Below are 18152 nucleotides of genomic sequence, written 5' to 3'. Positions count from 1 at the left end.
CATGCCCTACCCACTTATTGAACCCTTCGACTCAGGGATGCTGGAAACCGGTGACGGTCACCAGCTCTACTGGGAGGTATGTGGCAACCCAGAGGGCAAACCGGCCGTTGTTTTGCACGGAGGCCCCGGATCGGGGTCCTCTCCCTGGTGGCGTCAGTTTTTCGACCCTGGACTTTACCGAATTGTGCTGTTTGACCAGAGGGGTTGCGGCCGAAGCCTCCCAAATGCCGGCGACGACGTCGCCGCGCTGGACCGGAACACCACGGCCCATCTGGTGGCTGATATCGAGCGGCTGCGGAAACACCTTGCCATTGAGCAATGGCTGGTATTTGGAGCCTCCTGGGGCTCCACCCTGGGACTTGGGTACGCCGTGGAACATCCCGGTCAGGTATCTGAGCTGGTGTTGTGGGCTGTGGTCACCACCAGGGCAGGGGACGTTGCCTGGCTGACGCACACCATGGGGGAAATCTACCCACAGGAGTATGACGAGCTGCTCGAAACCCTTCCCGTCAATCGCAGGGATGGAAACGTGGCGGCGGCAATCAACGAGTTGCTGATCTCGGACGATCCTGCCGTATGCGGTGCAGCGGCACAGGCCTGGTGTGCCTGGGAGGACCGCATCGCCACTCTCAGCGGTCCGGTGCAATCGAGCCCCCGCTTCGCGGACCCGCGGTTCCGCCTTGGGTTCAGCAGGATCGTCACCCACTACTTCGGCAACAACGGTTTCCTCGCAGATGACGCCATCATGGGGCGTCTGGACCGGCTCAGCGCCATCCCTGCGTACCTCCTCCGGGGCAGGCTGGATATCGCCTCCCCGTTACGCAGTGCCTATGAGATTGCACGGAAATTGCCCTTGGCGACGCTCGATATTGTTGAAACTGACGCACATGGCGGTGGCGACGACACCATGGACCGGTTGGTGAACGCATTAGACAGGTTCGCCGATCCGGAGGACCGGGAGTCGTGGAATCGTGTACTGGACGCCTAGCCCGGCGAAGTCTGTCTCTTCCCGCAGAGCCACTCTAGTGAGACCATGCCCATATGAGCGATGAAATCAATGAAGACCCGCGCGAGCATAACCCGCACCAGCGCGGGCATGCTGCACCAAGCACCCAGCAGATGCGGACCGTTGGCCAACGCCGGCGCGAAGCGGAGCAAAAACTGGATCAGCACCTCGATGAGGCGCACCACAAAGATGACCGCCACCACTCCGCTGACTCGCGGACAGATACCGGGAAGACCGCTGGTGGGGATGTGGACAGCGCCGACGTTGCCGCTATCCAAAACGATGACCGGCTGACCGCGGCAGACCGCGTCGATTTGATAGCCAACCAGGCCATCCCCGACACAGAAAACAAGGGTACACAGCCCGACAATAACGGCAATCGTTAAAATCTCAGGGACTACTCGGACGGCAGCGACGGTGTTTGCTGCCGTCTCCCTTGGGCGGGGCATCTTTTAAGGCCGCGGTGTCGAATAAAGGGCATGAACTACTACAGCCCGGCGGCGCAGGAACGGGCAAAAGACGCCGCATACGATGCAGTTGAAAAAGTACTGACCGGCCTGTTCGAGCCGCTAAGTAGACAGGCCCTGACAGCACGCTGGAACCAGGCCCTCGAAGCCATGGAAAAGCACCTCGAAGCGCAGGACAACGGAACGGAATAATCCCCTGGCCGTTCCGCAGTAGGTTCTGTCAGGCCAACCGGGGACCGAGGACCGTTGAAACCACTATGAACCAGATCCCCACGAAGGCGAACATCCCGCCAAAGAATCTAATGAATAGAGGCTTGGAGAAGATCGACTTGGAGTAGTCGACTCCCAAGGGCTTTAAGTCTTTCATAACCCCCGCGTAAGCCTGCGCGGACCCGCGCACGTTGAAGACCAGGACAAACCCAAGCACGACAGCGGACAAGCCTAAAGCGCTCAGGATCCAAGGCATCACGTTCACAACCTGTGTCTGGCCCAGGAGCGCCGTAAGGGGCACGGATACAAACGCCGCTGCGAACACAACCGTGTAGGCGACAAGGCAGCCCTTTAGCGGTTGCGGCAGTCTCATCATTGATCGCCAAAATTTCATTGGTCCCCCATCCAATCGGCTATTGCAGCCACCCTAACCCGTCCACGCTGCGGAGCGGGAACTGCCTCCGGTGTTGTGCGGCATCGTGCATAGGGGGCATCACGAGCGGGGGGTGGCGTCCAGGCCCTCCATAGCCCAGGCTATGATCCGGAGCTCGAATGGTGGCGGCTCCAACGCCTCGTGGACGTACGCGTCAAACTCGAAGTCTTCAGCGTTTCCACCCTCTCCCCAGTACTTAATCCAGAGACCTGTCATGGTGATGGCGTTTTTCTCCAAAAGGATTCTTGCTGTCTGCCGTGGATCGTCCATATCTGTTATCCCAGTGCTATCGCCGGTCATCCTGCAGCTTGAAGTGATAAGTCTACTTACTAATGGAGTTTCAGGCGAGGACGGAACACCAGCCGTGCGAGGAACGGCACCAGCGCCAGAGAGGCTGCTGCGCTGGCTCCCAGCAGCAGGAAGCCAACTCCGGTCTTGTCCCCGCCGCCGATGTCGAAGGTGTCCGCCAGCCCCATCCCGAACGGGAACGACGCCCAAAAATATGCTGGCCCGCCGAGGCAAAGAATAGTCAGGTATACAGCCAGAACCACTGCCGGTGGGTCCTTCCGACGCCTGAGGAATGTCACGGCAGCAGCAACTCCAAGCGCGGTCCCCACGACCACAAAAGCGTAAACAACCTCGAGGCCCATGGATTCGGACGCCGCTTCCACGCCCGCGTAGATCTCATGGAGTTCCATATCCGGCATGGCAGCCAGCGGATTCCAGATAACGATATTCAGGACACCCAGGGCTGCATAGATGATGACGACGGCCAGGCCCGCCACGTTGATTACCTGCGCTGAACGTTTCATGTTCCCCCCCAATGGCCCAGTTCCGGGCAGTCTAACCGGAGTCTCCGCCGCAGAGGCCCCTGGAAGCTGGCGGCAGCTCCGGCGTCGTACGGTTATTCAACGGTTCCGTGCGCAATAATCGGAACCTAGGCCATTTGTCCCTTGATCAAACATCTGGAGCAGTCCATGCCTGACCTGGTAATCAGCAGCATCGACAAGACCCGGCTGGAAGCTGGCTATCTGAGCGTCACCGAACTGCTGGAGGCGGCACACCAGAACACCTTCCTGGACCCGTTCTCGATCCTGATTTCGCGGAATGTCATCCTCGGGGAGGGAAACACCTTCTACCCGAATGTGTTGATTTCCTGCCGGCAGGGCCAGTGCTTCATCGGCAGCGGAAACGTCTTCCACTCCGGAACCACGGTGATGGTCGACGCCGGCGGCATGGTCTTGATGGGAAACAACTGCGAAGTGGGGCCTGGGGGAGTGCAGTTGCTGGCCGACCGGCACAACGCTCGCCTGGTGGTGGGGGACGCGGTGCGCATCCGGGGCGGAGTGTCCCTGTCCGGGAGCGGAGTCCTGCAGCAGGACTCAGAGATCCTGCCCGGCACTGTTGTCGGCTCGACGCCCTAGAGGTGTTGGATGCCCGCGCGCTGCATGGCGTCGCGGTAGATCTCAACGCTCTTGGCCAGGAGCTCTTCCTGCTTGGTTTCCGAAACGGCGAACGCACGGCCGCCCAAAGCGCTGGCCTTGTACACCTTGATACCGCTGTTGCGCAGCGAGGAGTGGTACGTCTTCTCGAAGAGCGTCAGGAACGACGAGGCATCCGTGCCGTGGGCAATAATCGCGGAAACACGCGAGTTGATCTTCAGGAACTGGCGGAAAGGGCGGAGGCCGTCGGTCTTTTCCTGGACATTCAAGGCGCTAGGCAGTTCGGGATCGCGTACCCAGGGGTAGGCGTGCCACGGCATCACGTAACGGGGGTCCAGCTCGGCAGCCTCGTAGATGCTGGTAGCGCGGCGGGCGGCTTCGTCATCGTTGAAATGGGAGACAAATCCTGACAGGGTTCCCCGGCCGGGGCTGACCTGCAGGCTTACGATCCGGCACTCGTCCTCATCGTGGATCGGGTCCACGTACGGAACAACGGAACCGGGTTTGCGTGCCATCAGCTCGTCACAGAGCGCGGTCACTGCCGCAATGTTTGGTTCCTGCAACAGGGTTTTCTTTTCATCCCAGTCAATGGTCATGGTCTCTCCCTCAGCAGCACGGGCATCCAGATTCAGGCGTCTCTTGCAACTCTACGCTTTTGGGCGGCTGGGCGCTTACGGGCAGTTTCGAGAACACGCTGAACCTATTGTTCACCTCGCGTTCCATATGCAGTACGCCGTTCTCGTAATTGCGTGTCACCTCACGCAGGTTTTGTATGGGTATCCCGTTCGCCCCGAAAGGATTTCCCCATGCGTTTCCCCCTCGCTCCCACCGCAGGCATTCTCGGCCTTGCGTCCATACTCGTCCTGACCGGCTGCGCCGGCGGTCCTGCCTCCGCTGACGCCGAAGCCGCCGATGTTCCCATCAAGTTCGCCACGCTGCCCCTCACCGACGACCCCAATGCAGTGAACCCGGTGGACGCCTTCGCCGAACTGGTTGCGGCAGAAACCGGCCGCGAGGTGGAGGTCATAGACGTACCGGACTACACCGCCGTGATCGAGGCAATCCGCAACAACCATGTGGACATCGGCATCATGAGCGGCTTCCCGTCCGCCCTCGCGGTGAACACCGGCGAAGTTGACTCCCTGATCGCCTGGCCCGGCGGCAAGGAGCCTGTCTCCACCTGCCTGGTCCTGGACGATTCGCCCATCAAAGCTCTCAAGGACATCAAGCCTGAGACGGTTGTCGCCTTTGCGGACCCCGCTTCCAGCTCCGGATACTTCATGCCGACGCACATGCTCCACGAGGCCGGTCTGGAACCCAAAACCGGCTACACCTCGCTGTTCGCCGGCGGTCACGACATGAGCTTCATCGCCCTCGAAGCCGGCCAGGCCGACGTCGCCTGCACCTCAACGATCTTCCCCACCATGGCCGGCCAGGGCAACAAGATGTTCCCGTTCGACGAAGGTGAGACCCGCTCGATCGGCGAGAGCATCCCCATGCCGGTGTCCGTCACCGTCCTGGCCAGCCAGGGCATGTCCGCAGAGAAGCGGGCCCTGCTGCTTGACTCACTCCCCAAGGTCTTCGCCGAGAAGAACGCCGAGAAGCTGGGCGTACTCTACGAGGGAATGACCAAGGGCGAGCCGATCCTCGAGCCGGGCAAGCACGTTTTCCAGCCGTTCGTGGACATCGCCGCTGTCGCCGACGTTGATATCTCGGACCTGAGCTAGATGAACGCCCCAACGCTCAAGCCGGCCGCCATGGCCAAAGCTGCAGAACCGATTCCGACGACGGCACTCAAGCCGGCCTCTCCAACCACCGAAGAGCTCCGGCAGCACCTTCCCCTCGTCACCGCGCGGGATCTGAAGGTCGCGTACGGTGGCGGGCCCCTGGTCCTGGACGGCGTTGATCTGGACCTGTACCCCGGCGAGGTCGTCGCACTCCTGGGTTCCTCGGGATCCGGCAAATCCACGCTGATGAAGTCCCTGACCGGTTTCGCTCCCATCACCGCCGGCACCGTCCGCGTTGCCGGCCATGATGCCACCAACCTGAGGCGGGGTGAGCTGCGCACCTTGCGTGCCGACGTCGGGCAGGTTTTCCAGCAGTTCAACCTCATCCCGCGGCTCAGCGTGCTGACCAATGTGCTGACCGGCGCCCTCCACAGTGCCGGACCCATCAACCTGGTGGGTGGCTTCGGCGGCGCGCAGCGGAAGCTGGCGCTGCAGCTGTTGGATCGCGTGGGCATAGCGCACAAGGCGAATGACCCCGCGCGCTCGCTTTCGGGCGGCCAACAGCAGCGCGTCGCCATTGCACGTGCCCTGATGCAGCAGCCCAAACTCATCCTCGCCGATGAGCCGGTGGCCTCCCTGGACCCCAAGCTCGCCGACTCGGTACTGGAGCTGCTGCGAGGAATCGCCAAGGAAGACGGCATTCCGGTGCTCGTCAGCCTGCACGTCCTGCCCCTGGCGCTGCAGCACAGCGACCGCATCGTGGGACTCCGCCACGGCGAGATGCTGGTTTCGGCTCCCACCGCCGAGCTCGACGCCGCGAAGCTGGCCCCGCTTTACCGGAACGAGGAGGACGACCATGCCGACCATCTCGCCTGAACGCCAGCAGGCCAGGCCGCAGCTGGACAAGACGGAGCGCCAGCGCCTGGAGAAGGCCTTCACCGTTCCCCGGACCCGGTTTATGATCGGCGTTCCCGTTGCCGCCGTCATCATGTTGTGGTCGTTCGTCGGAGCGGAATTCAACTTCGTGAAGCTGGGCGAAGGCACCATCAACATGGCCGAATTCGTGACCCGCCTCTTCCCGCCGGACTTCGCCAAGTTCGGAACCATCGTTGAGTTGCTGATCGAGACCCTGCAGATGGCGATCGTCGGCACGGTACTGGGCGCGGTCCTGTCGCTCCTGGTCGCGTTTGCTGCGGCGTCGAACATTGCCCCCAAGTGGCTGTACTACCCAGCCCGCTGGATCATGAACGTGATCCGCTCCGTCCCGGACCTGGTCTTCGCCCTGATGTTCGTCTCGGCCGTCGGCCTGGGCCCGTTCGCGGGCATCCTGGCCATGACCCTCGGCTCGATCGGATCCATCGGCAAGGTCTACGCGGAGGCGATGGAGGCGGCAGACCGCGGCCCCATCGTCGCCATGGAAGCCGTAGGGGCGTCCAAGCGCCAGGTAATCCAGTACGGCGTGCTGCCACAGGCGGCGCCCCTCCTGGTCTCCTACACGCTCCTGCTTTTCGAAGGCAACGTCCGCGGTGCCACGATCCTTGGCCTCGTGGGTGCCGGCGGCATCGGCCTGGAGCTGACCACCGCCATGAGGATGTACAACTACGGCCATCTGAGTGCGATCGTGCTCAGCATCATAGTGCTCGTCACGATCATCGATCAGTGCAGCGCCCTTATCCGACGGAGACTCACATGACCATCATCAGCACCATCCCCGGGCTTGAGCTCAGCGCCCCGGTGAACCTGCGGGACCTCGCCGGCATCCCCATTGAGGGCGGCGTGATCCAGCCCGGATTCGCGATCCGCACGGACGATCTGTCCTACGTGACCGAAGACGCCGCCGCACAGCTGGTGGCCCAGGGCCTCAGCGCCATCATCGATCTGCGGTCCAAGGATGAAACCGTCCTCACCGGCCGCGGTCCGTTCGCCAACACCGCCGTCACCTATCACCACCTGCCGTTCATCTCGAGCATCGATCATGACCTCACACCCGGCGGGAGCTTCGACCAGGCAGCTTTCGCGGAGATGTATGTGCGGATGTTTGACCGCGCTGCCGTGAACATTGTCAGTGCGCTCGGGATCATGGCGCACACGCCCGGCGCTTCCGCATTCCACTGCGCCGCCGGCCAGGACCGTACCGGCGTGCTGGCGGCCTCACTGCTGCTGGTACTCGGCGCTTCCCACGAGGACATCGTTGCCGATTACGTGCGCACCGGTGAGAACTCTGCCGCGATCCATGCCCGCATCCGGCCCGTCATCGGGGCTCTCATGGCCCGGCTGGGCATGGATCTGGACGCGATGGCACAGGCGGCCACGCGCTTGGAGTTTTCTGATGTGCCGATGCGTGCGCTGCTGTCCAGCTTGGTTGAGCAACACGGGGACCCGCTGGTGCCGCTGCGCGCCGCAGGCCTCACGGATGCGCTGAGTCAGCGCCTGCGGGAACGGGCGCTGGGCGCCTGACTCGTCCGTGTGGGCCGCTACGAATCAGACGGCGTGTCGCGGGTCAGGAGAAACTTTCCCGACCCGCACCGCCGTCAGGTCACATCCACTGGACCAGTTGCACGACGAGACCGTTTGGGTCGCGGTATTGGGCGAACCGCTCACCCCATGGCTCTGTCTCCGGGGAAGTGACGACTTCGACGCCCTGGGAAAGCAGCTGCTCGTGATACGCGTCCAGATCTTCGACGACGAGCACGATCAGAAGCCCATCACCGGCTGGCCCTGCAATCTCTGCCGGCTTGAACGTCGGAAGGCCGGTGCGCAGGAAAATGATGTTCGAGCCGCCGTCGGGATGCTTGAGGGAAGCGAAGCCATCGTCCTGCATCTCCACTGCATAGCCGAAGTGCTCGACCAGGAAGGCTGCTGAGGCTTCCGGCTTTGAGACATTGAGTGAAACGGCAAAACCGCTGAATATAGTAGGCATGCACAACCCTTTCCGTATGTTGTACGGATAGTAACCGCAATGGTTCGGCTTCTATTCCTGAGAAGCTTGAGGGATGGGTGAAATGAGTACTATCCAGCTGTTGTGGCGAAACACGCATCCGGCCCCGCGTCGGGTCGGGCGGCCTTCGACTACTACTTTGGATGCGGTTGTCATTGCCGCAATTGCATGCGCAGACGAACAAGGACTCGCAGACCTCTCACTGCGCATGGTCGCGGAACGACTTGGTGTGGGCGTGATGACGCTCTATGGCTACATTGAGAACAAGGCGCAGCTGCTTGACCTGATGGTGGACCAATGTCGGCTGCAGATGAAGTCCGCACCGTTGTCCGGTTCATGGCGGCTGATGCTCGAGCAGGTAGCGGCCGAGAACCTGGCGCTATTCGAGGAGCATCCCTGGCTGGCTCATGTCGAAACGGAACGAGCCATCCTGGGGCCTGGAACGCTCGGAAAGTACGAACGAGAACTCGGTGCGGTCGAACCGTTTGACTTCACAGACGCAGCCAAGGACCAGGCTCTTGCCCTTGTGTTGAATTTTGTACGTTCGTCCGCGCGGGCTTTCGAAGCTGCCCATGTCGAACGCCGCGAAGAGACTCCAGAACAGTGGTGGGAACGTGAAGGCGCCGAACTGGCGTCCCTGGGGATCGAGGCCCGTTACCCTCGCGGCGGCCGGATCGGCGCAGCCGCCGGCGTGGCCACAGGTGCGGCCTCGGAGTCCCGTGCCGCCCACACGTTTGGCCTCGCTGTGATTTTGGACGGTCTTGCAGCCCAGCACCCCGACGCTGCCTGACGCGACCGCCGTCGTGCTGGCGTTGCTGTAGCACCCACTATGGAACGTTCGACGGCGGCGGGCCGGGGCCGGTGCTACAGTTCGGCGGCGGCAATGGGGCCGGAGCCGACGGGACCCAGATCATGCCGGGCGCGCAGCTCGATCGATGTTCCGGCCTGCTCCAGTTCCAGCACGTGAATGCTGTTCGTACCCTCCACCACCAGCGGCGCCGGGATGTACAGGGTCACTTGCGGGCCGATGTTCCAGTAGCGTCCCAGCAGGAACTCGTTGATCCAGACGAAGCCCTTGGTGAAGCCGGGCAGTGCCAGGTAGGCGTCCGCCGGGCCTTCGGCCTCAAAAGTGGCGGAAGGGAGCGGCGCCAGCTCCGCCATGCCCCAGTCTGCGAGTGCCACCGGTGTGTTGGTCCAGTTGAAGGTGTAGCGCTGGTTGACCAGCACCCCGCCCAGGAGGCCCTTTCCGTGCCCGGTCAAGGGGCCGTAGTTGATCCGTCCCTGGTTCTCCACGAGGATCTCCAGCCGGACCGGGACACCATGCCCGGTCACAGTAAGGCCGGCCGCACCGGTGACGTCATCCAGCACACCGGCATATACACCGTCCAGCCAGATGTACGCACGGTCGGTCAGGCCCGGCAGGTGCAGCTGGGTGTCGTCCGGCCTGTCCGGGCGGCCGGGCAGCACGGCGTCGGCGGCGTAGAGCACCATACCCGCCCCCAGCCCCAGTTGCTCGAAGGACAGCGGCTTGACCGACTCCACCGGGTTCCCCGCGTGGCGCATTAGTTCCAGCAGTTCCGCGCCTGGTGAGACCGGAAGCGTCCGGGCCGGCAGCACCGCCGTTCCCTTGGTGAGCTGCGCGGGAAGCGGCGGGAGCTCGGTGAGGCCCTGCGCGCGGAAGAATTCGGCCCGCATGGCGTGGAACTTCGGCGTCAGCGCACCGTCCTCGGCAATCGGCGCGTCCGAGTCGTAACTGGTGACTGTGGGCTGGAGCCTGGTGCCGTCGTGGTTGCTGCCGGACCACAGGCCGAAGTTGGTGCCGCCATGCGCCATGTACAGGCACACCGATCCTCCAAGGTCCAGGATTTTCCGGACTTCGACGGCGGCCCCCGCCTCATCGCGGACCGTGTGGTTCTCGCCCCAGTGATCGAACCAGCCACCCCAGAACTCGACGTTGAAGAAGGGTTCGCCGGGCCGGCGCCGCTGCCAGGTGGCAACCGCTTCGTCGCCGCGGCTACCCAGCGTCGCAGTGGCCCAGGTGCCTTCCATGGCGCCGCCGTCGAGGAAGTAGTCCGTGCCGCCGTCGGCAGTAAACAGCAGCTCCGTGATGCCACGGTCTTCCAGTGCCGCGCGGTTCCAGCGGAGGTAATTCTGGTCGTCACCGTAGCTGCCGTACTCGTTCTCAATTTGTACTGCGATCACCGGGCCGCCCTGGCCTGCCTGCCGGCTGGCGATGATGGGAAGCAGCACATCAAACCACTCCTCAATGGCTGCAGTGTAGGCCGGGTCCAAGCAACGCAGTCCGATTCCCGGGATGCCGGTCAGCCAGGCGGGGAATCCGCCGTTGTCCCACTCGGCGCAGATGTACGGGCCCGGCCTGGCGATCACATCAAGCCCCTCCGCCGCGGCGAGGTCGATGAAATGTCCAATGTCCCGCCAGCCCGCAAACTCCGGATCGGCATCCCGCTCGGGCTGGTGAAAGTTCCAGGCGATATACGTATCAACAGTGTTGGCGCCCATGGCCTTGAGCTTCCTGAGCCTGTCCTGCCACTGATAGGGGTGGACGCGGAAGTAGTGGATGGCTCCGGCGAGGATCCTGTGCGGTTCACCGGCCCGGAAGATCTTTGAATCGCGAAGGGTCAGGATGGGGTCAGGCATGCGTCTCCCAAGTCCGGCTTGATCAGGTGACTCGATCATAGCCGCGCCGGGCTGAACCAGAGGTCTGAACCTGGGCCGACGCTCCGCGTACGATTCTTGGACCGGGATGTTGGTATCCGAATTTTTTTGGGGAGTTTTCCGGTGTCACCCGCAGTCTTGGCAGGAGAGCCCAGCATGGAAAGCACACTGGTCAGCAGGACAACGCTCAAGGCGGACGGATTCGCCGGGTTCCGGAGTATCGGAGGCCTGGAAATCATGCGGATTCCCCAAGGCACCGGCCTCTTCGCGGTACTGCGGCCGGAGGGGTTTGAGCCCCGCTACCTCAAGAAGAGCAGTGCCGGAGTGTTCAAGAAGAAGGACCCCTCCCTGCCGGAACCTGCGCTCGCCGCTGAATGGGTAGAGGCGGCTGACGTCCTGTACATCGGCAAGGCCGGGCCCGGGAGCAAAGGAAACCGCGGCCTGCGGAGGCAGATCCAGGAATTCATCGACTTCGGCAAGGGCAAGCCGCCGGGCCATTGGGACGGCCGGCTCGTGTGGCAACTGGCCGGTCCGGAATCCCTGTTGATCGCGTGGAAGGAGCTGCCCGCTGATGAACTGAACGGCACTGAGGCCAAGTACCACGCGGATTTTGTCCAAGCGTATGGCCAGCTGCCCTTCGCGAACCTGGTGCAGGCCCGCGCCAGGAAGTAAATGGTTGACAGCGACGAGGAGCCCGCTCAGTCGGCGCTGCCCCGCAACCGTTCCATCTCGCGGCGGTCCTTCTTGGTGGGCCGTCCGGCGCCGCGGTCCCGTTGCGGAAGGCCCAGGGCCGGCGCAATGGGCCGTGGGGGCGTATGGTCCGTGAAGCAGTGCGAGGCCGCCTCGGCGCCTACGCGTTTTGCGATCAGCCGCCGGACCTCAAGTGTCCGCTCGTAGCCGGACATCCGGACCGTGACTGTATCTCCGGTAACCAGCGTGGCCGAAGCCTTGGCCGGGCTGCCGTTCAACCGGACATGCCCGGCGCGGCAGGCAGCAGTGGACGCCGAGCGGGTCTTGTAGGCGCGTATGGCCCAAAGCCAGGCATCGATTCGGACGCTTGCGGGGGAGGACGGAAGGCTGGTCATGATTGGCAACGAGTATACGTCGCCCCAGCGTAGGCGGCAGGGAAAACTGCCTTGGCCGGGGTTTCCGTCGAGGCGGGCGTGGGCCGGAAACGCTACAGCTGCGGCCGTTCCAGGAACTCCGCTAAGGCCAGCGGATCCTGTCCGGTGAGCCCGTGCACGTCCGGAGACACGCCGGACATTTCACCGGCGGCAATGGCCGTATAGGTGCTCACCCAGGCATCCACCTGCCAGCCAGGCGCGCCGTAGGATGCCCTCGATGCGTACGCCTCCTCAACAGTCTCCGGGTGGTAGCTGACCCGCCGGCCGGTGCGTGCCGTCATGATCTCAGCAGCCTGCCCCAGCGTGAATTCCTCCGGGCCGGTCAGGTTGTAGGTCTTGCCGGCATGGACGTCCGGATCGCGGAGTACCGCCGCGGCGCAACGGGCGATGTCCTCCCGGGCCACCGCGGAAAGCACGCCGTCGCCGGCAGGCCCGCGGATCACGCCGTCCTTGCCGGCCAGGTGCGGCAGGAAGTCCAGGTAGAAGTTGTCCCGCAGGAACGTGTACGCCATGCCGGAGGCCTTGATGTGCTCCTCGGTGGCGTAATGATCGCGGGCCAGGGTGAAGGTGGCGTCCGGAGCGGCACCATAGAACGACGTGTACACCACGTGCCGTACCCCGGCCGCCACGGCAGCGTCCACAAACGCCAGATGCTGCCGCAGCCGGTCTTCGGCCTCAGCTGCGGACACCATCAGGAGCGTCTTCACGCCCGCCAGCGCCGCGGCTGATGCGTCGGCGTCACCATAGGAGCAGACCACGACGGCGGAACCTTGCAACTCCGGCACCCTCGCTGCATTGCGCACCACGAGGCGCAACGGGGTGCCGGCGTCGGAAAGCTCGCGCGCCACCCTGCCGCCGATGTTCCCAGTGGCACCGGTGATGGCGAGCTCAGGGAGCCCGGACCCCGGCTGTGCAGTCACGGTATTCCCTATTCCCGGGTGGCGGGCGACTTGGTCTGTGCGGCGTCGCGCTCAGCCAATCCGCCGACAGCTTCGTCAATCCGCTTCATGATTTCCGCCTCGAGGACAATTCCGGCAGCAGCGGCGTTGTCTGCAACCTGCTCAGGCCGGGACGCCCCCATGATCGCGGACGCCACGTTCGCGTTCTGCAGGACCCAGGCGATGGACAGCTGGGGCATGGACAGGCCCGCATCCTCGGCAATGGGCCTCAGTGCCTGAACGCCGGTCAGGACGTCGTCGCGCATCCAGCGTTCAATCATGTTGGCGCCGCCCTTTTCATCGGTGGCACGGCTGCCTTCCGGCGCGGGCTGCCCGGGCTTGTACTTTCCGCTCAGCACACCCTGGGCCATGGGGGACCAGACGATCTGGGACAGGCCCAGTTCCTCGGACGCCGGGACCACCTCAGCCTCGATGACCCGCCACAGCATGGAGTACTGCGGCTGGTTGGAGATCAGCTGGAAGCCCAGTTCCCTGGAAAGTGCATGCCCTTCGCGGATCTGGTCCGCGGTCCATTCGCTGACGCCGATGTACAGCGCTTTGCCGGCACGGACGATGTCCGCGAACGCCTGCATGGTCTCTTCCAGCGGCGTTTCGAAGTCGTACCGGTGAGCCTGGTAGAGGTCAACGTAGTCAGTCTGCAGCCGGGACAGCGAACCGTTGATGGACTCCATGATGTGCTTGCGGGATAGGCCCTGGTCATTGTGGCCCTTTGGTCCGGTGGGGCCGTAAACCTTGGTGAAGATTTCCAGGGATTCGCGCCGTTCGCCCTTCAACGCCTCGCCCAGGACGGTCTCGGCCATGGTGTTGGCGTACACGTCGGCAGTGTCGAAGGTGCTGATGCCGGCATCCAGGGCAGCCTGGACGCACTGGGTGGCGACGTCGTTCTCCACCTGCGATCCGTGGGTCAGCCAGTTGCCGAACGTGATTTCGGAGATCTTTAAGCCGCTGTTACCGAGATATCTGAATTCCATGGGCTTTACGCTAGCCGAGTTCCCCGCCTGCCGTAAGTGCCTGGCAGGGCCTGGCAGGGCCTGTCAGCCGGCCTTGCGCTGCTCCCTGGGGATCTGTTCTTTCAGTACAGGCATGCCGTTCCGGGCCACCAGGGATTTGCTGCCCGCCTTGACCAGCCCGGCTGGAATGTACGGCTTCCTGAACGACGGCGGGACGGGGTCCCCCTTGATTGGCGCTGCCGGCCGGCCTAGAGCGGACTCAACCAGCGGTGCGACCTCCGAGAGCTCCTGCGCCGGGACGGCCGGATCCGGAAGATCGCGGACTGTGGTGTGCAGAGGCGGCCGCTGTGCCTTCTCCCGCTCGGCGGCGCGGGCGTCTGCTGCCGCCACGGCGGCGGCCCAATCTTCCGCCAGGACCATGGGCTCGGGTTTGGCGGCGTTCAGCAGGGGGTGATGTTGGACGGCGGAACGGACGCTGGCCTTGACGGCTGCGGGTTTGAGCAGCGCACCCCAGTCCCTGGCAGGGCGGTGCGCCTTGGGCGCCGACGCCTTCTGTGCTGGTGCCTCTTGGGCTGGCGCCGGTTCCATCATGGCAGGCAGTGGTCCGGAGACATGGACTATGGGAATGGTTTCATGTCGCGGAAATCTTCCCACCAGCGCCATGGCGATCACGGCCACCAGTTTGCCGGTGCCGGCGATCAGCAGCGTGATAACGAACATCAGGAACATGACCAGGAACATGACGAAGCCAAGACCAACCGTGCCCAAAAAAGTCAGGTTGAGGGTCAGTGTTGTGGGGTCTCCCATGTCATGCCTCCGATCCGTCGCGGTCCAAAGATTAAGGGCGGTGCCAGCCAGCCCCGTTCATTACCCTACGGATTTTTATCGTCGGCCGTGCCTTACGCGCCGGGTCCGGCGCCGGTTGTTTCTAAGCTGTTACCGGATGTGACAAACTCCTGGAAACCCCTGAACTGAGATGAGCTCCATGACCCGGTCAGCCGCCGTCGACCGTCCCTGCCCCTGCCTGTCCGGCGAACTGTACGCCGGGTGCTGTTTCCGCTTCCACAGCGGTGAAGCGGAAGCGCCCACGGCGGAGCAGCTGATGCGTTCACGCTACAGCGCGTTTGTGGTCGGCGATGCCGCGTACCTGCTGCGGACATGGCACCCGGACACGCGGCCTGCCCAACTGGAGTTGGATCACAGCATTCGATGGCGGCGGCTGGATATCCTTTCGACCAGCCGCGGCGGCCCGCTGGATTCAGAAGGAATCGTCGAGTTCAAGGCGTGGTACAGCCAGGGCACGGAGCGAGGAGCCCAGCACGAGACAAGCACCTTCCGGCGCGTGGATCGCCGCTGGTACTACCTTGCCGCCGTCGGGTTCCATTAGGTGCGCGGGGAACGTTGCCGAAGTCCTCCACCACGTCGCGCAGGAACTAGTGTCACGGCTCGAAGCAGCTGATTAGTTCCCCACCATTCGGATGCCGGCGGTGCCTTGCAAAAGGATCCTTTGTCTGGACAGTGTGGGGCGGCGATGGGTTCGGCATCGCTCAAGTTCCTTCGGTGCCCTTGTCGGCGCTTCTTCCCTACGTCCCGGTCGCTCTAGCAAGGGGCGCGAAAAACCCTTGACAACTTTTATTGTCAATACCATGATGGTGGCATGCAGGACGTTGAAGTTATCGAAAACGCCGGGGCAGCCGCAGCCGTGCTGGATCCGGTCCGGGCCAGGCTGCTCGGCGAGCTGGCCGTTCCGGCCTCAGCCGCCGGACTAGCCGCCCGAGTCGGTATCACACGCCAGAAGGTCAACTATCACCTCAAGGCACTCGAGACACACGGCCTCGTGGAGCTGTACGAGGAGCACCGGCACGGTGGCATCACCGAGCGGGTGCTGCAGGCCTCGGCGGCGTCGTACGTCGTGTCACCGGCGGCTATCAGCGCGTCCGCGGCTGATCCGGACGCCAATAACGACCACCTGTCGGCGGGCTACCTCGTCGCGCTGGCCGGCCGGCTGGTGCGCGAGGTCGGCGCCCTGGCCCGCCGGGCCAGCACATCCGGCAGGGCCCTGCCGACGCTGACCATCGACACCAAGATCGGCTTCCGGTCCGCCGCCGACCGGGCTGCCTTCGCCGACGACCTGACCGCCGCGGTGCTCGACCTGGCCGCCCGCTACCACCATGACGACGGGCGCCCGCACCGGCTCGTCGTCGCCGCACACCCCCTTCCCGAGGAGAACCGATGAACACCACACCGAACGTCCCGTACCGCCTGGAATTCAGCATCGAGGTCCCGGGGACCCCGGAGCAGGTCTGGCAGGCCGTCGCCACCGCTAAGGGCATGAGCGCCTGGTTCCTTCCGACCGAGATGGAGGAGCGCGAGGGCGGTTCCCTGCATTTCACCATGGGCCCGGAGATGGGCTCGGACGGCCGGGTCACCGGCTGGAATCCGCCGCGCCGCCTCGCCTACGAGGAGGATTGGGCCGCCCTCATGGGCAAGGACCCGGATACGCTCAGCCCGCTGACATCGGAGTTCCTCGTCGAGGCGCAGTCCGGCGGCACCTGCGTAGTGCGCGTCACCACCAGCGGCTTTGGAACCGGCGCCGACTGGGAGCCGGATTTCTGGGATGACATGGGCTCCAACTGGATGCCGTTCTTTGACAACCTGCGCCTTTACCTGTCGCACTTCCCCGGACAGGAAGCCACACAGCTCGAGGCCACCGCCTCCCACCCCGGCGACGCGCAGGCACTCTGGTCGGCCCTGCACGACACGCTCGGAATCGGCAACGAGGGGACGACGGTCGAAGTGCGCGGCGCTGCCGGCAGGGTCGAGCGTGTCGGCGAACGCCAGGCGCTGATCCGGCTCACCGCCCCGGTGCCCGGAATGCTCAGCGTCTTCGCCTACAGTGAGGGCGGCAGCACAGCAACGGCGGGCGTACGTGCGTACCTGTTCTCCACCGACGCGGCGGACTACGTGCAGCGTGAAGAACCAGCATGGCAAACCTGGCTGCAGGGGCTCACCGTCCCGGCCTGACTCTCAGTGCACAGCAGCATTGTGCGGCTCCGAGGAGCTGGAGATCGGTGAGTGGCGATGAGATGAGTCGCGCTGACTTAGATGCCTTTGATTCCGTGATCAGGAGACTAGTCAGCATGCTTAGCTTTTACTAAGGTGACGTGTAAACCTTCGAGTCCCGTTGCTGTGAGGAGAAACCAATGACACACCACGTGACGTCAATGCTCGCCACTTACCCCAAGGACCTGGGAGGTGTGGACAAGGAAAAGCTCGCGGAGTGTATTCAGGCTTGCTTTGAATGCGCCCAGACATGCACCGCGTGTGCCGATGCGTGCCTAAGCGAGGACATGGTTGCTGAGCTGACCAAATGCATCCGCACGAACCTCGATTGCGCGGACATCTGTGCCACCACCGGCACCATCCTTTCCCGCCACACAGGGTACGACGCCAACATCACCCGTGCTGTGCTGGAGGCCTGCCGTGCAGCATGCAAGGCCTGCGGTGACGAGTGCGATCAGCACGCTGGGATGCATGAACACTGCCGAATCTGCGCCGAAGCATGCCGACGCTGCGAGAAGGCGTGCGAAGAAATGCTCACCCCCCTTAGTTGAATCCATTACCGCCGTGCGGCAGCAGAGGGCACGGTCGACGTTTGGATTCTTGTATCGGGAGCGAACTAGCGCCAAAGAGATATGAGAAAAGCACCGCTGCAGGACCCTGTCCCGGGTTATTGCTTCTCGATTTGCGAGGCCACGATATAGGAATCGCCTTGCCATTTCTGGTGTAAAGCCTCATCGAGATCGATCCCGGTTTCCTTTTCTACCTCTGCCACGTCGAACCCCCGGTAGACGATCCCGGTGACCTTGACCAGGTTGGTTCTGACGGGTTCAAGTTGATGAACGATGAGGAGGTCCTCGACCAGGGGGTCTTCGGGATCTTTGATGGCGAAGCTGGAAGGAGAGACGACATCCGTGGCCTCTCCCGACACCGTGACCTTTTTGTACTCCAACTCGTCACCGGCGTCCCGGATGGCATTAAGGTGCACCTCGGAAATTTCAGTTCCCGTTTCGGGTGCATCCCCGCTGCAGCCGCTGGCCGCTGTGGCCATAACTATCACCGATGCTGCCCCTGCAAGTATCCGTAGTCGGAATGCAGCCCTCCTCCGCGCGATTCCGGTTCTGTTTTCAGCAGCGTGGGTCATTGCGTCCTCCTAGCTC

At 63.5% G+C, this 18152-nt stretch carries 25 protein-coding genes; 14 read left to right on the top strand and 11 right to left on the bottom strand.

The window, feature by feature from the left end:
• The first annotated feature begins 1 nt into the window (after position 1).
• The 3 genes from pip (at position 2) to ACWA13_RS17385 (ending at position 1665) form a co-directional block, all read left to right on the top strand.
• Positions 2-988, top strand: a complete 987-nt coding sequence (gene pip, locus ACWA13_RS17395; protein WP_463935596.1) for a prolyl aminopeptidase — start codon at positions 2-4, stop codon at positions 986-988.
• A 53-nt stretch (positions 989-1041) separates the two neighbouring features.
• A complete protein-coding gene (locus tag ACWA13_RS17390) occupies positions 1042-1392 on the top strand; it encodes a hypothetical protein (RefSeq protein ID WP_463935595.1) in 351 nt (116 codons plus the stop codon).
• A 93-nt stretch (positions 1393-1485) separates the two neighbouring features.
• Positions 1486-1665, top strand: a complete 180-nt coding sequence (locus tag ACWA13_RS17385; protein WP_463935593.1) for a hypothetical protein — start codon at positions 1486-1488, stop codon at positions 1663-1665.
• 28 nt (positions 1666-1693) lie between these two features.
• Here ACWA13_RS17385 and ACWA13_RS17380 read toward each other — a convergent pair whose 3' ends face one another.
• From ACWA13_RS17380 to ACWA13_RS17370, 3 genes are all read right to left on the bottom strand, one after another.
• Positions 1694-2059, bottom strand: coding sequence for a hypothetical protein (locus tag ACWA13_RS17380; protein ID WP_463935591.1), 366 nt, complete (start codon positions 2057-2059; stop codon positions 1694-1696).
• Positions 2060-2176: 117 nt separating this feature from the next.
• Complete coding sequence (locus ACWA13_RS17375; RefSeq protein ID WP_463935589.1) at positions 2177-2416, bottom strand: hypothetical protein; 240 nt, start codon at positions 2414-2416, stop codon at positions 2177-2179.
• Between the two features lie 29 nt (positions 2417-2445).
• On the bottom strand, positions 2446-2928 hold the full coding sequence (locus ACWA13_RS17370; protein ID WP_463935588.1) for a hypothetical protein: 483 nt from the start codon (positions 2926-2928) through the stop codon (positions 2446-2448).
• Between the two features lie 165 nt (positions 2929-3093).
• Here ACWA13_RS17370 and ACWA13_RS17365 point away from each other — a divergent pair, with 165 nt between their 5' ends.
• Positions 3094-3540 carry a hypothetical protein gene (locus tag ACWA13_RS17365; RefSeq protein WP_463935586.1) on the top strand — a complete coding sequence of 149 codons (447 nt, stop codon included), beginning with the start codon at positions 3094-3096 and terminating at the stop codon, positions 3538-3540.
• Here the strand turns inward: ACWA13_RS17365 and ACWA13_RS17360 are convergent.
• The gene (locus ACWA13_RS17360; protein WP_463935585.1) at positions 3537-4154 is read right to left on the bottom strand and encodes a uracil-DNA glycosylase family protein; all 618 of its coding nucleotides are present in this window, start codon (positions 4152-4154) and stop codon (positions 3537-3539) included. The genes ACWA13_RS17365 and ACWA13_RS17360 overlap by 4 nt on opposite strands.
• A 210-nt stretch (positions 4155-4364) precedes the next feature.
• On the opposite strand from ACWA13_RS17360, the gene phnD reads away from it, so the two are divergent.
• The 4 genes from phnD to ACWA13_RS17340 are packed head-to-tail and all read left to right on the top strand — an operon-like array spanning position 4365 to position 7742.
• Positions 4365-5285 carry a phosphate/phosphite/phosphonate ABC transporter substrate-binding protein gene (gene phnD, locus ACWA13_RS17355; protein WP_463935583.1) on the top strand — a complete coding sequence of 307 codons (921 nt, stop codon included), beginning with the start codon at positions 4365-4367 and terminating at the stop codon, positions 5283-5285.
• Positions 5286-6161: a phosphonate ABC transporter ATP-binding protein gene (locus ACWA13_RS17350; RefSeq protein WP_463935581.1), complete on the top strand. Its 876-nt coding sequence runs from the start codon at positions 5286-5288 to the stop codon at positions 6159-6161. It abuts the gene before it with no gap.
• A complete protein-coding gene (phnE, locus tag ACWA13_RS17345; RefSeq protein ID WP_463935579.1) occupies positions 6142-6978 on the top strand; it encodes a phosphonate ABC transporter, permease protein PhnE in 837 nt (278 codons plus the stop codon). The genes ACWA13_RS17350 and phnE overlap by 20 nt, the downstream gene beginning before the upstream one ends.
• Positions 6975-7742, top strand: coding sequence for a tyrosine-protein phosphatase (locus ACWA13_RS17340; RefSeq protein ID WP_463935577.1), 768 nt, complete (start codon positions 6975-6977; stop codon positions 7740-7742). The genes phnE and ACWA13_RS17340 overlap by 4 nt, the downstream gene beginning before the upstream one ends.
• A gap of 79 nt (positions 7743-7821) precedes the next feature.
• Here ACWA13_RS17340 and ACWA13_RS17335 read toward each other — a convergent pair whose 3' ends face one another.
• Positions 7822-8205 (bottom strand): VOC family protein, encoded by a 384-nt coding sequence (locus tag ACWA13_RS17335; RefSeq protein WP_463935575.1) that lies wholly within the window; start codon positions 8203-8205, stop codon positions 7822-7824.
• Positions 8206-8287: 82 nt separating this feature from the next.
• Between ACWA13_RS17335 and ACWA13_RS17330 the strand changes: the two genes are divergently transcribed.
• The gene (locus tag ACWA13_RS17330; RefSeq protein WP_463935573.1) at positions 8288-9013 is read left to right on the top strand and encodes a TetR/AcrR family transcriptional regulator; all 726 of its coding nucleotides are present in this window, start codon (positions 8288-8290) and stop codon (positions 9011-9013) included.
• A gap of 74 nt (positions 9014-9087) precedes the next feature.
• On the opposite strand, the gene ACWA13_RS17325 is transcribed toward ACWA13_RS17330, so the two are convergent.
• On the bottom strand, positions 9088-10881 hold the full coding sequence (locus ACWA13_RS17325; protein ID WP_463935571.1) for a glycoside hydrolase family 35 protein: 1794 nt from the start codon (positions 10879-10881) through the stop codon (positions 9088-9090).
• Between the two features lie 174 nt (positions 10882-11055).
• On the opposite strand from ACWA13_RS17325, the gene ACWA13_RS17320 reads away from it, so the two are divergent.
• Complete coding sequence (locus ACWA13_RS17320; protein ID WP_463935570.1) at positions 11056-11571, top strand: hypothetical protein; 516 nt, start codon at positions 11056-11058, stop codon at positions 11569-11571.
• Between the two features lie 26 nt (positions 11572-11597).
• On the opposite strand, the gene ACWA13_RS17315 is transcribed toward ACWA13_RS17320, so the two are convergent.
• The 4 genes from ACWA13_RS17315 to ACWA13_RS17300 form a co-directional block, all read right to left on the bottom strand.
• Positions 11598-11984, bottom strand: coding sequence for an RNA-binding S4 domain-containing protein (locus tag ACWA13_RS17315; RefSeq protein WP_463935569.1), 387 nt, complete (start codon positions 11982-11984; stop codon positions 11598-11600).
• 92 nt (positions 11985-12076) lie between these two features.
• Positions 12077-12943, bottom strand: a complete 867-nt coding sequence (locus ACWA13_RS17310) for an SDR family oxidoreductase (protein WP_463935567.1) — start codon at positions 12941-12943, stop codon at positions 12077-12079.
• An 8-nt stretch (positions 12944-12951) separates the two neighbouring features.
• Positions 12952-13953 (bottom strand): aldo/keto reductase family protein, encoded by a 1002-nt coding sequence (locus ACWA13_RS17305; RefSeq protein ID WP_463935565.1) that lies wholly within the window; start codon positions 13951-13953, stop codon positions 12952-12954.
• Positions 13954-14016: 63 nt separating this feature from the next.
• Positions 14017-14739 (bottom strand): hypothetical protein, encoded by a 723-nt coding sequence (locus ACWA13_RS17300; protein ID WP_463935563.1) that lies wholly within the window; start codon positions 14737-14739, stop codon positions 14017-14019.
• A 178-nt stretch (positions 14740-14917) separates the two neighbouring features.
• Here ACWA13_RS17300 and ACWA13_RS17295 point away from each other — a divergent pair, with 178 nt between their 5' ends.
• The 4 genes from ACWA13_RS17295 to ACWA13_RS17280 all read left to right on the top strand — a co-directional run bounded on the left by ACWA13_RS17295 (position 14918) and on the right by ACWA13_RS17280 (position 17546).
• Positions 14918-15319 carry a YchJ family protein gene (locus ACWA13_RS17295; RefSeq protein ID WP_463935562.1) on the top strand — a complete coding sequence of 134 codons (402 nt, stop codon included), beginning with the start codon at positions 14918-14920 and terminating at the stop codon, positions 15317-15319.
• 270 nt (positions 15320-15589) lie between these two features.
• Positions 15590-16168, top strand: a complete 579-nt coding sequence (locus ACWA13_RS17290) for an ArsR/SmtB family transcription factor (RefSeq protein WP_463935560.1) — start codon at positions 15590-15592, stop codon at positions 16166-16168.
• Entirely contained in the window at positions 16165-16956 is a 792-nt protein-coding gene (locus ACWA13_RS17285; protein WP_463935558.1) for an SRPBCC family protein, read from the top strand. Before ACWA13_RS17290 ends, ACWA13_RS17285 begins: the two co-directional genes overlap by 4 nt.
• A 179-nt stretch (positions 16957-17135) precedes the next feature.
• Positions 17136-17546, top strand: coding sequence for a four-helix bundle copper-binding protein (locus ACWA13_RS17280; protein ID WP_463935557.1), 411 nt, complete (start codon positions 17136-17138; stop codon positions 17544-17546).
• A gap of 116 nt (positions 17547-17662) precedes the next feature.
• Here the strand turns inward: ACWA13_RS17280 and ACWA13_RS17275 are convergent, their stop codons facing one another.
• Positions 17663-18136: a hypothetical protein gene (locus tag ACWA13_RS17275; RefSeq protein ID WP_463935555.1), complete on the bottom strand. Its 474-nt coding sequence runs from the start codon at positions 18134-18136 to the stop codon at positions 17663-17665.
• Positions 18137-18152: the final 16 nt, after the last annotated feature.

This window comes from Pseudarthrobacter sp. TRD_SC_9, assembly GCF_055361265.1.
This window is presented reverse-complemented; position numbering and strand designations above follow the sequence as displayed.

What these genes read in the sequence shown, in the direction of transcription:
- ACWA13_RS17370 (WP_463935588.1), bottom strand. Translation starts at nt 2,928, where the DNA reads ATGAAACGTTCAGCGCAGGTAATCAACGTGGCGGGCCTGGCCGTCGTC.
- ACWA13_RS17365 (WP_463935586.1), top strand. Translation starts at nt 3,094, where the DNA reads ATGCCTGACCTGGTAATCAGCAGCATCGACAAGACCCGGCTGGAAGCT.
- ACWA13_RS17275 (WP_463935555.1), bottom strand. Translation starts at nt 18,136, where the DNA reads ATGACCCACGCTGCTGAAAACAGAACCGGAATCGCGCGGAGGAGGGCT.
- ACWA13_RS17340 (WP_463935577.1), top strand. Translation starts at nt 6,975, where the DNA reads ATGACCATCATCAGCACCATCCCCGGGCTTGAGCTCAGCGCCCCGGTG.
- ACWA13_RS17285 (WP_463935558.1), top strand. Translation starts at nt 16,165, where the DNA reads ATGAACACCACACCGAACGTCCCGTACCGCCTGGAATTCAGCATCGAG.
- ACWA13_RS17385 (WP_463935593.1), top strand. Translation starts at nt 1,486, where the DNA reads ATGAACTACTACAGCCCGGCGGCGCAGGAACGGGCAAAAGACGCCGCA.
- pip (WP_463935596.1), top strand. Translation starts at nt 2, where the DNA reads ATGCCCTACCCACTTATTGAACCCTTCGACTCAGGGATGCTGGAAACC.
- ACWA13_RS17375 (WP_463935589.1), bottom strand. Translation starts at nt 2,416, where the DNA reads ATGACCGGCGATAGCACTGGGATAACAGATATGGACGATCCACGGCAG.
- phnD (WP_463935583.1), top strand. Translation starts at nt 4,365, where the DNA reads ATGCGTTTCCCCCTCGCTCCCACCGCAGGCATTCTCGGCCTTGCGTCC.
- ACWA13_RS17330 (WP_463935573.1), top strand. Translation starts at nt 8,288, where the DNA reads ATGAGTACTATCCAGCTGTTGTGGCGAAACACGCATCCGGCCCCGCGT.
- ACWA13_RS17390 (WP_463935595.1), top strand. Translation starts at nt 1,042, where the DNA reads ATGAGCGATGAAATCAATGAAGACCCGCGCGAGCATAACCCGCACCAG.
- ACWA13_RS17350 (WP_463935581.1), top strand. Translation starts at nt 5,286, where the DNA reads ATGAACGCCCCAACGCTCAAGCCGGCCGCCATGGCCAAAGCTGCAGAA.
- ACWA13_RS17335 (WP_463935575.1), bottom strand. Translation starts at nt 8,205, where the DNA reads ATGCCTACTATATTCAGCGGTTTTGCCGTTTCACTCAATGTCTCAAAG.
- ACWA13_RS17320 (WP_463935570.1), top strand. Translation starts at nt 11,056, where the DNA reads ATGGAAAGCACACTGGTCAGCAGGACAACGCTCAAGGCGGACGGATTC.
- ACWA13_RS17360 (WP_463935585.1), bottom strand. Translation starts at nt 4,154, where the DNA reads ATGACCATTGACTGGGATGAAAAGAAAACCCTGTTGCAGGAACCAAAC.
- ACWA13_RS17305 (WP_463935565.1), bottom strand. Translation starts at nt 13,953, where the DNA reads ATGGAATTCAGATATCTCGGTAACAGCGGCTTAAAGATCTCCGAAATC.
- ACWA13_RS17315 (WP_463935569.1), bottom strand. Translation starts at nt 11,984, where the DNA reads ATGACCAGCCTTCCGTCCTCCCCCGCAAGCGTCCGAATCGATGCCTGG.
- phnE (WP_463935579.1), top strand. Translation starts at nt 6,142, where the DNA reads ATGCCGACCATCTCGCCTGAACGCCAGCAGGCCAGGCCGCAGCTGGAC.
- ACWA13_RS17290 (WP_463935560.1), top strand. Translation starts at nt 15,590, where the DNA reads ATGCAGGACGTTGAAGTTATCGAAAACGCCGGGGCAGCCGCAGCCGTG.
- ACWA13_RS17300 (WP_463935563.1), bottom strand. Translation starts at nt 14,739, where the DNA reads ATGGGAGACCCCACAACACTGACCCTCAACCTGACTTTTTTGGGCACG.
- ACWA13_RS17280 (WP_463935557.1), top strand. Translation starts at nt 17,136, where the DNA reads ATGACACACCACGTGACGTCAATGCTCGCCACTTACCCCAAGGACCTG.
- ACWA13_RS17325 (WP_463935571.1), bottom strand. Translation starts at nt 10,881, where the DNA reads ATGCCTGACCCCATCCTGACCCTTCGCGATTCAAAGATCTTCCGGGCC.
- ACWA13_RS17380 (WP_463935591.1), bottom strand. Translation starts at nt 2,059, where the DNA reads ATGATGAGACTGCCGCAACCGCTAAAGGGCTGCCTTGTCGCCTACACG.
- ACWA13_RS17295 (WP_463935562.1), top strand. Translation starts at nt 14,918, where the DNA reads ATGACCCGGTCAGCCGCCGTCGACCGTCCCTGCCCCTGCCTGTCCGGC.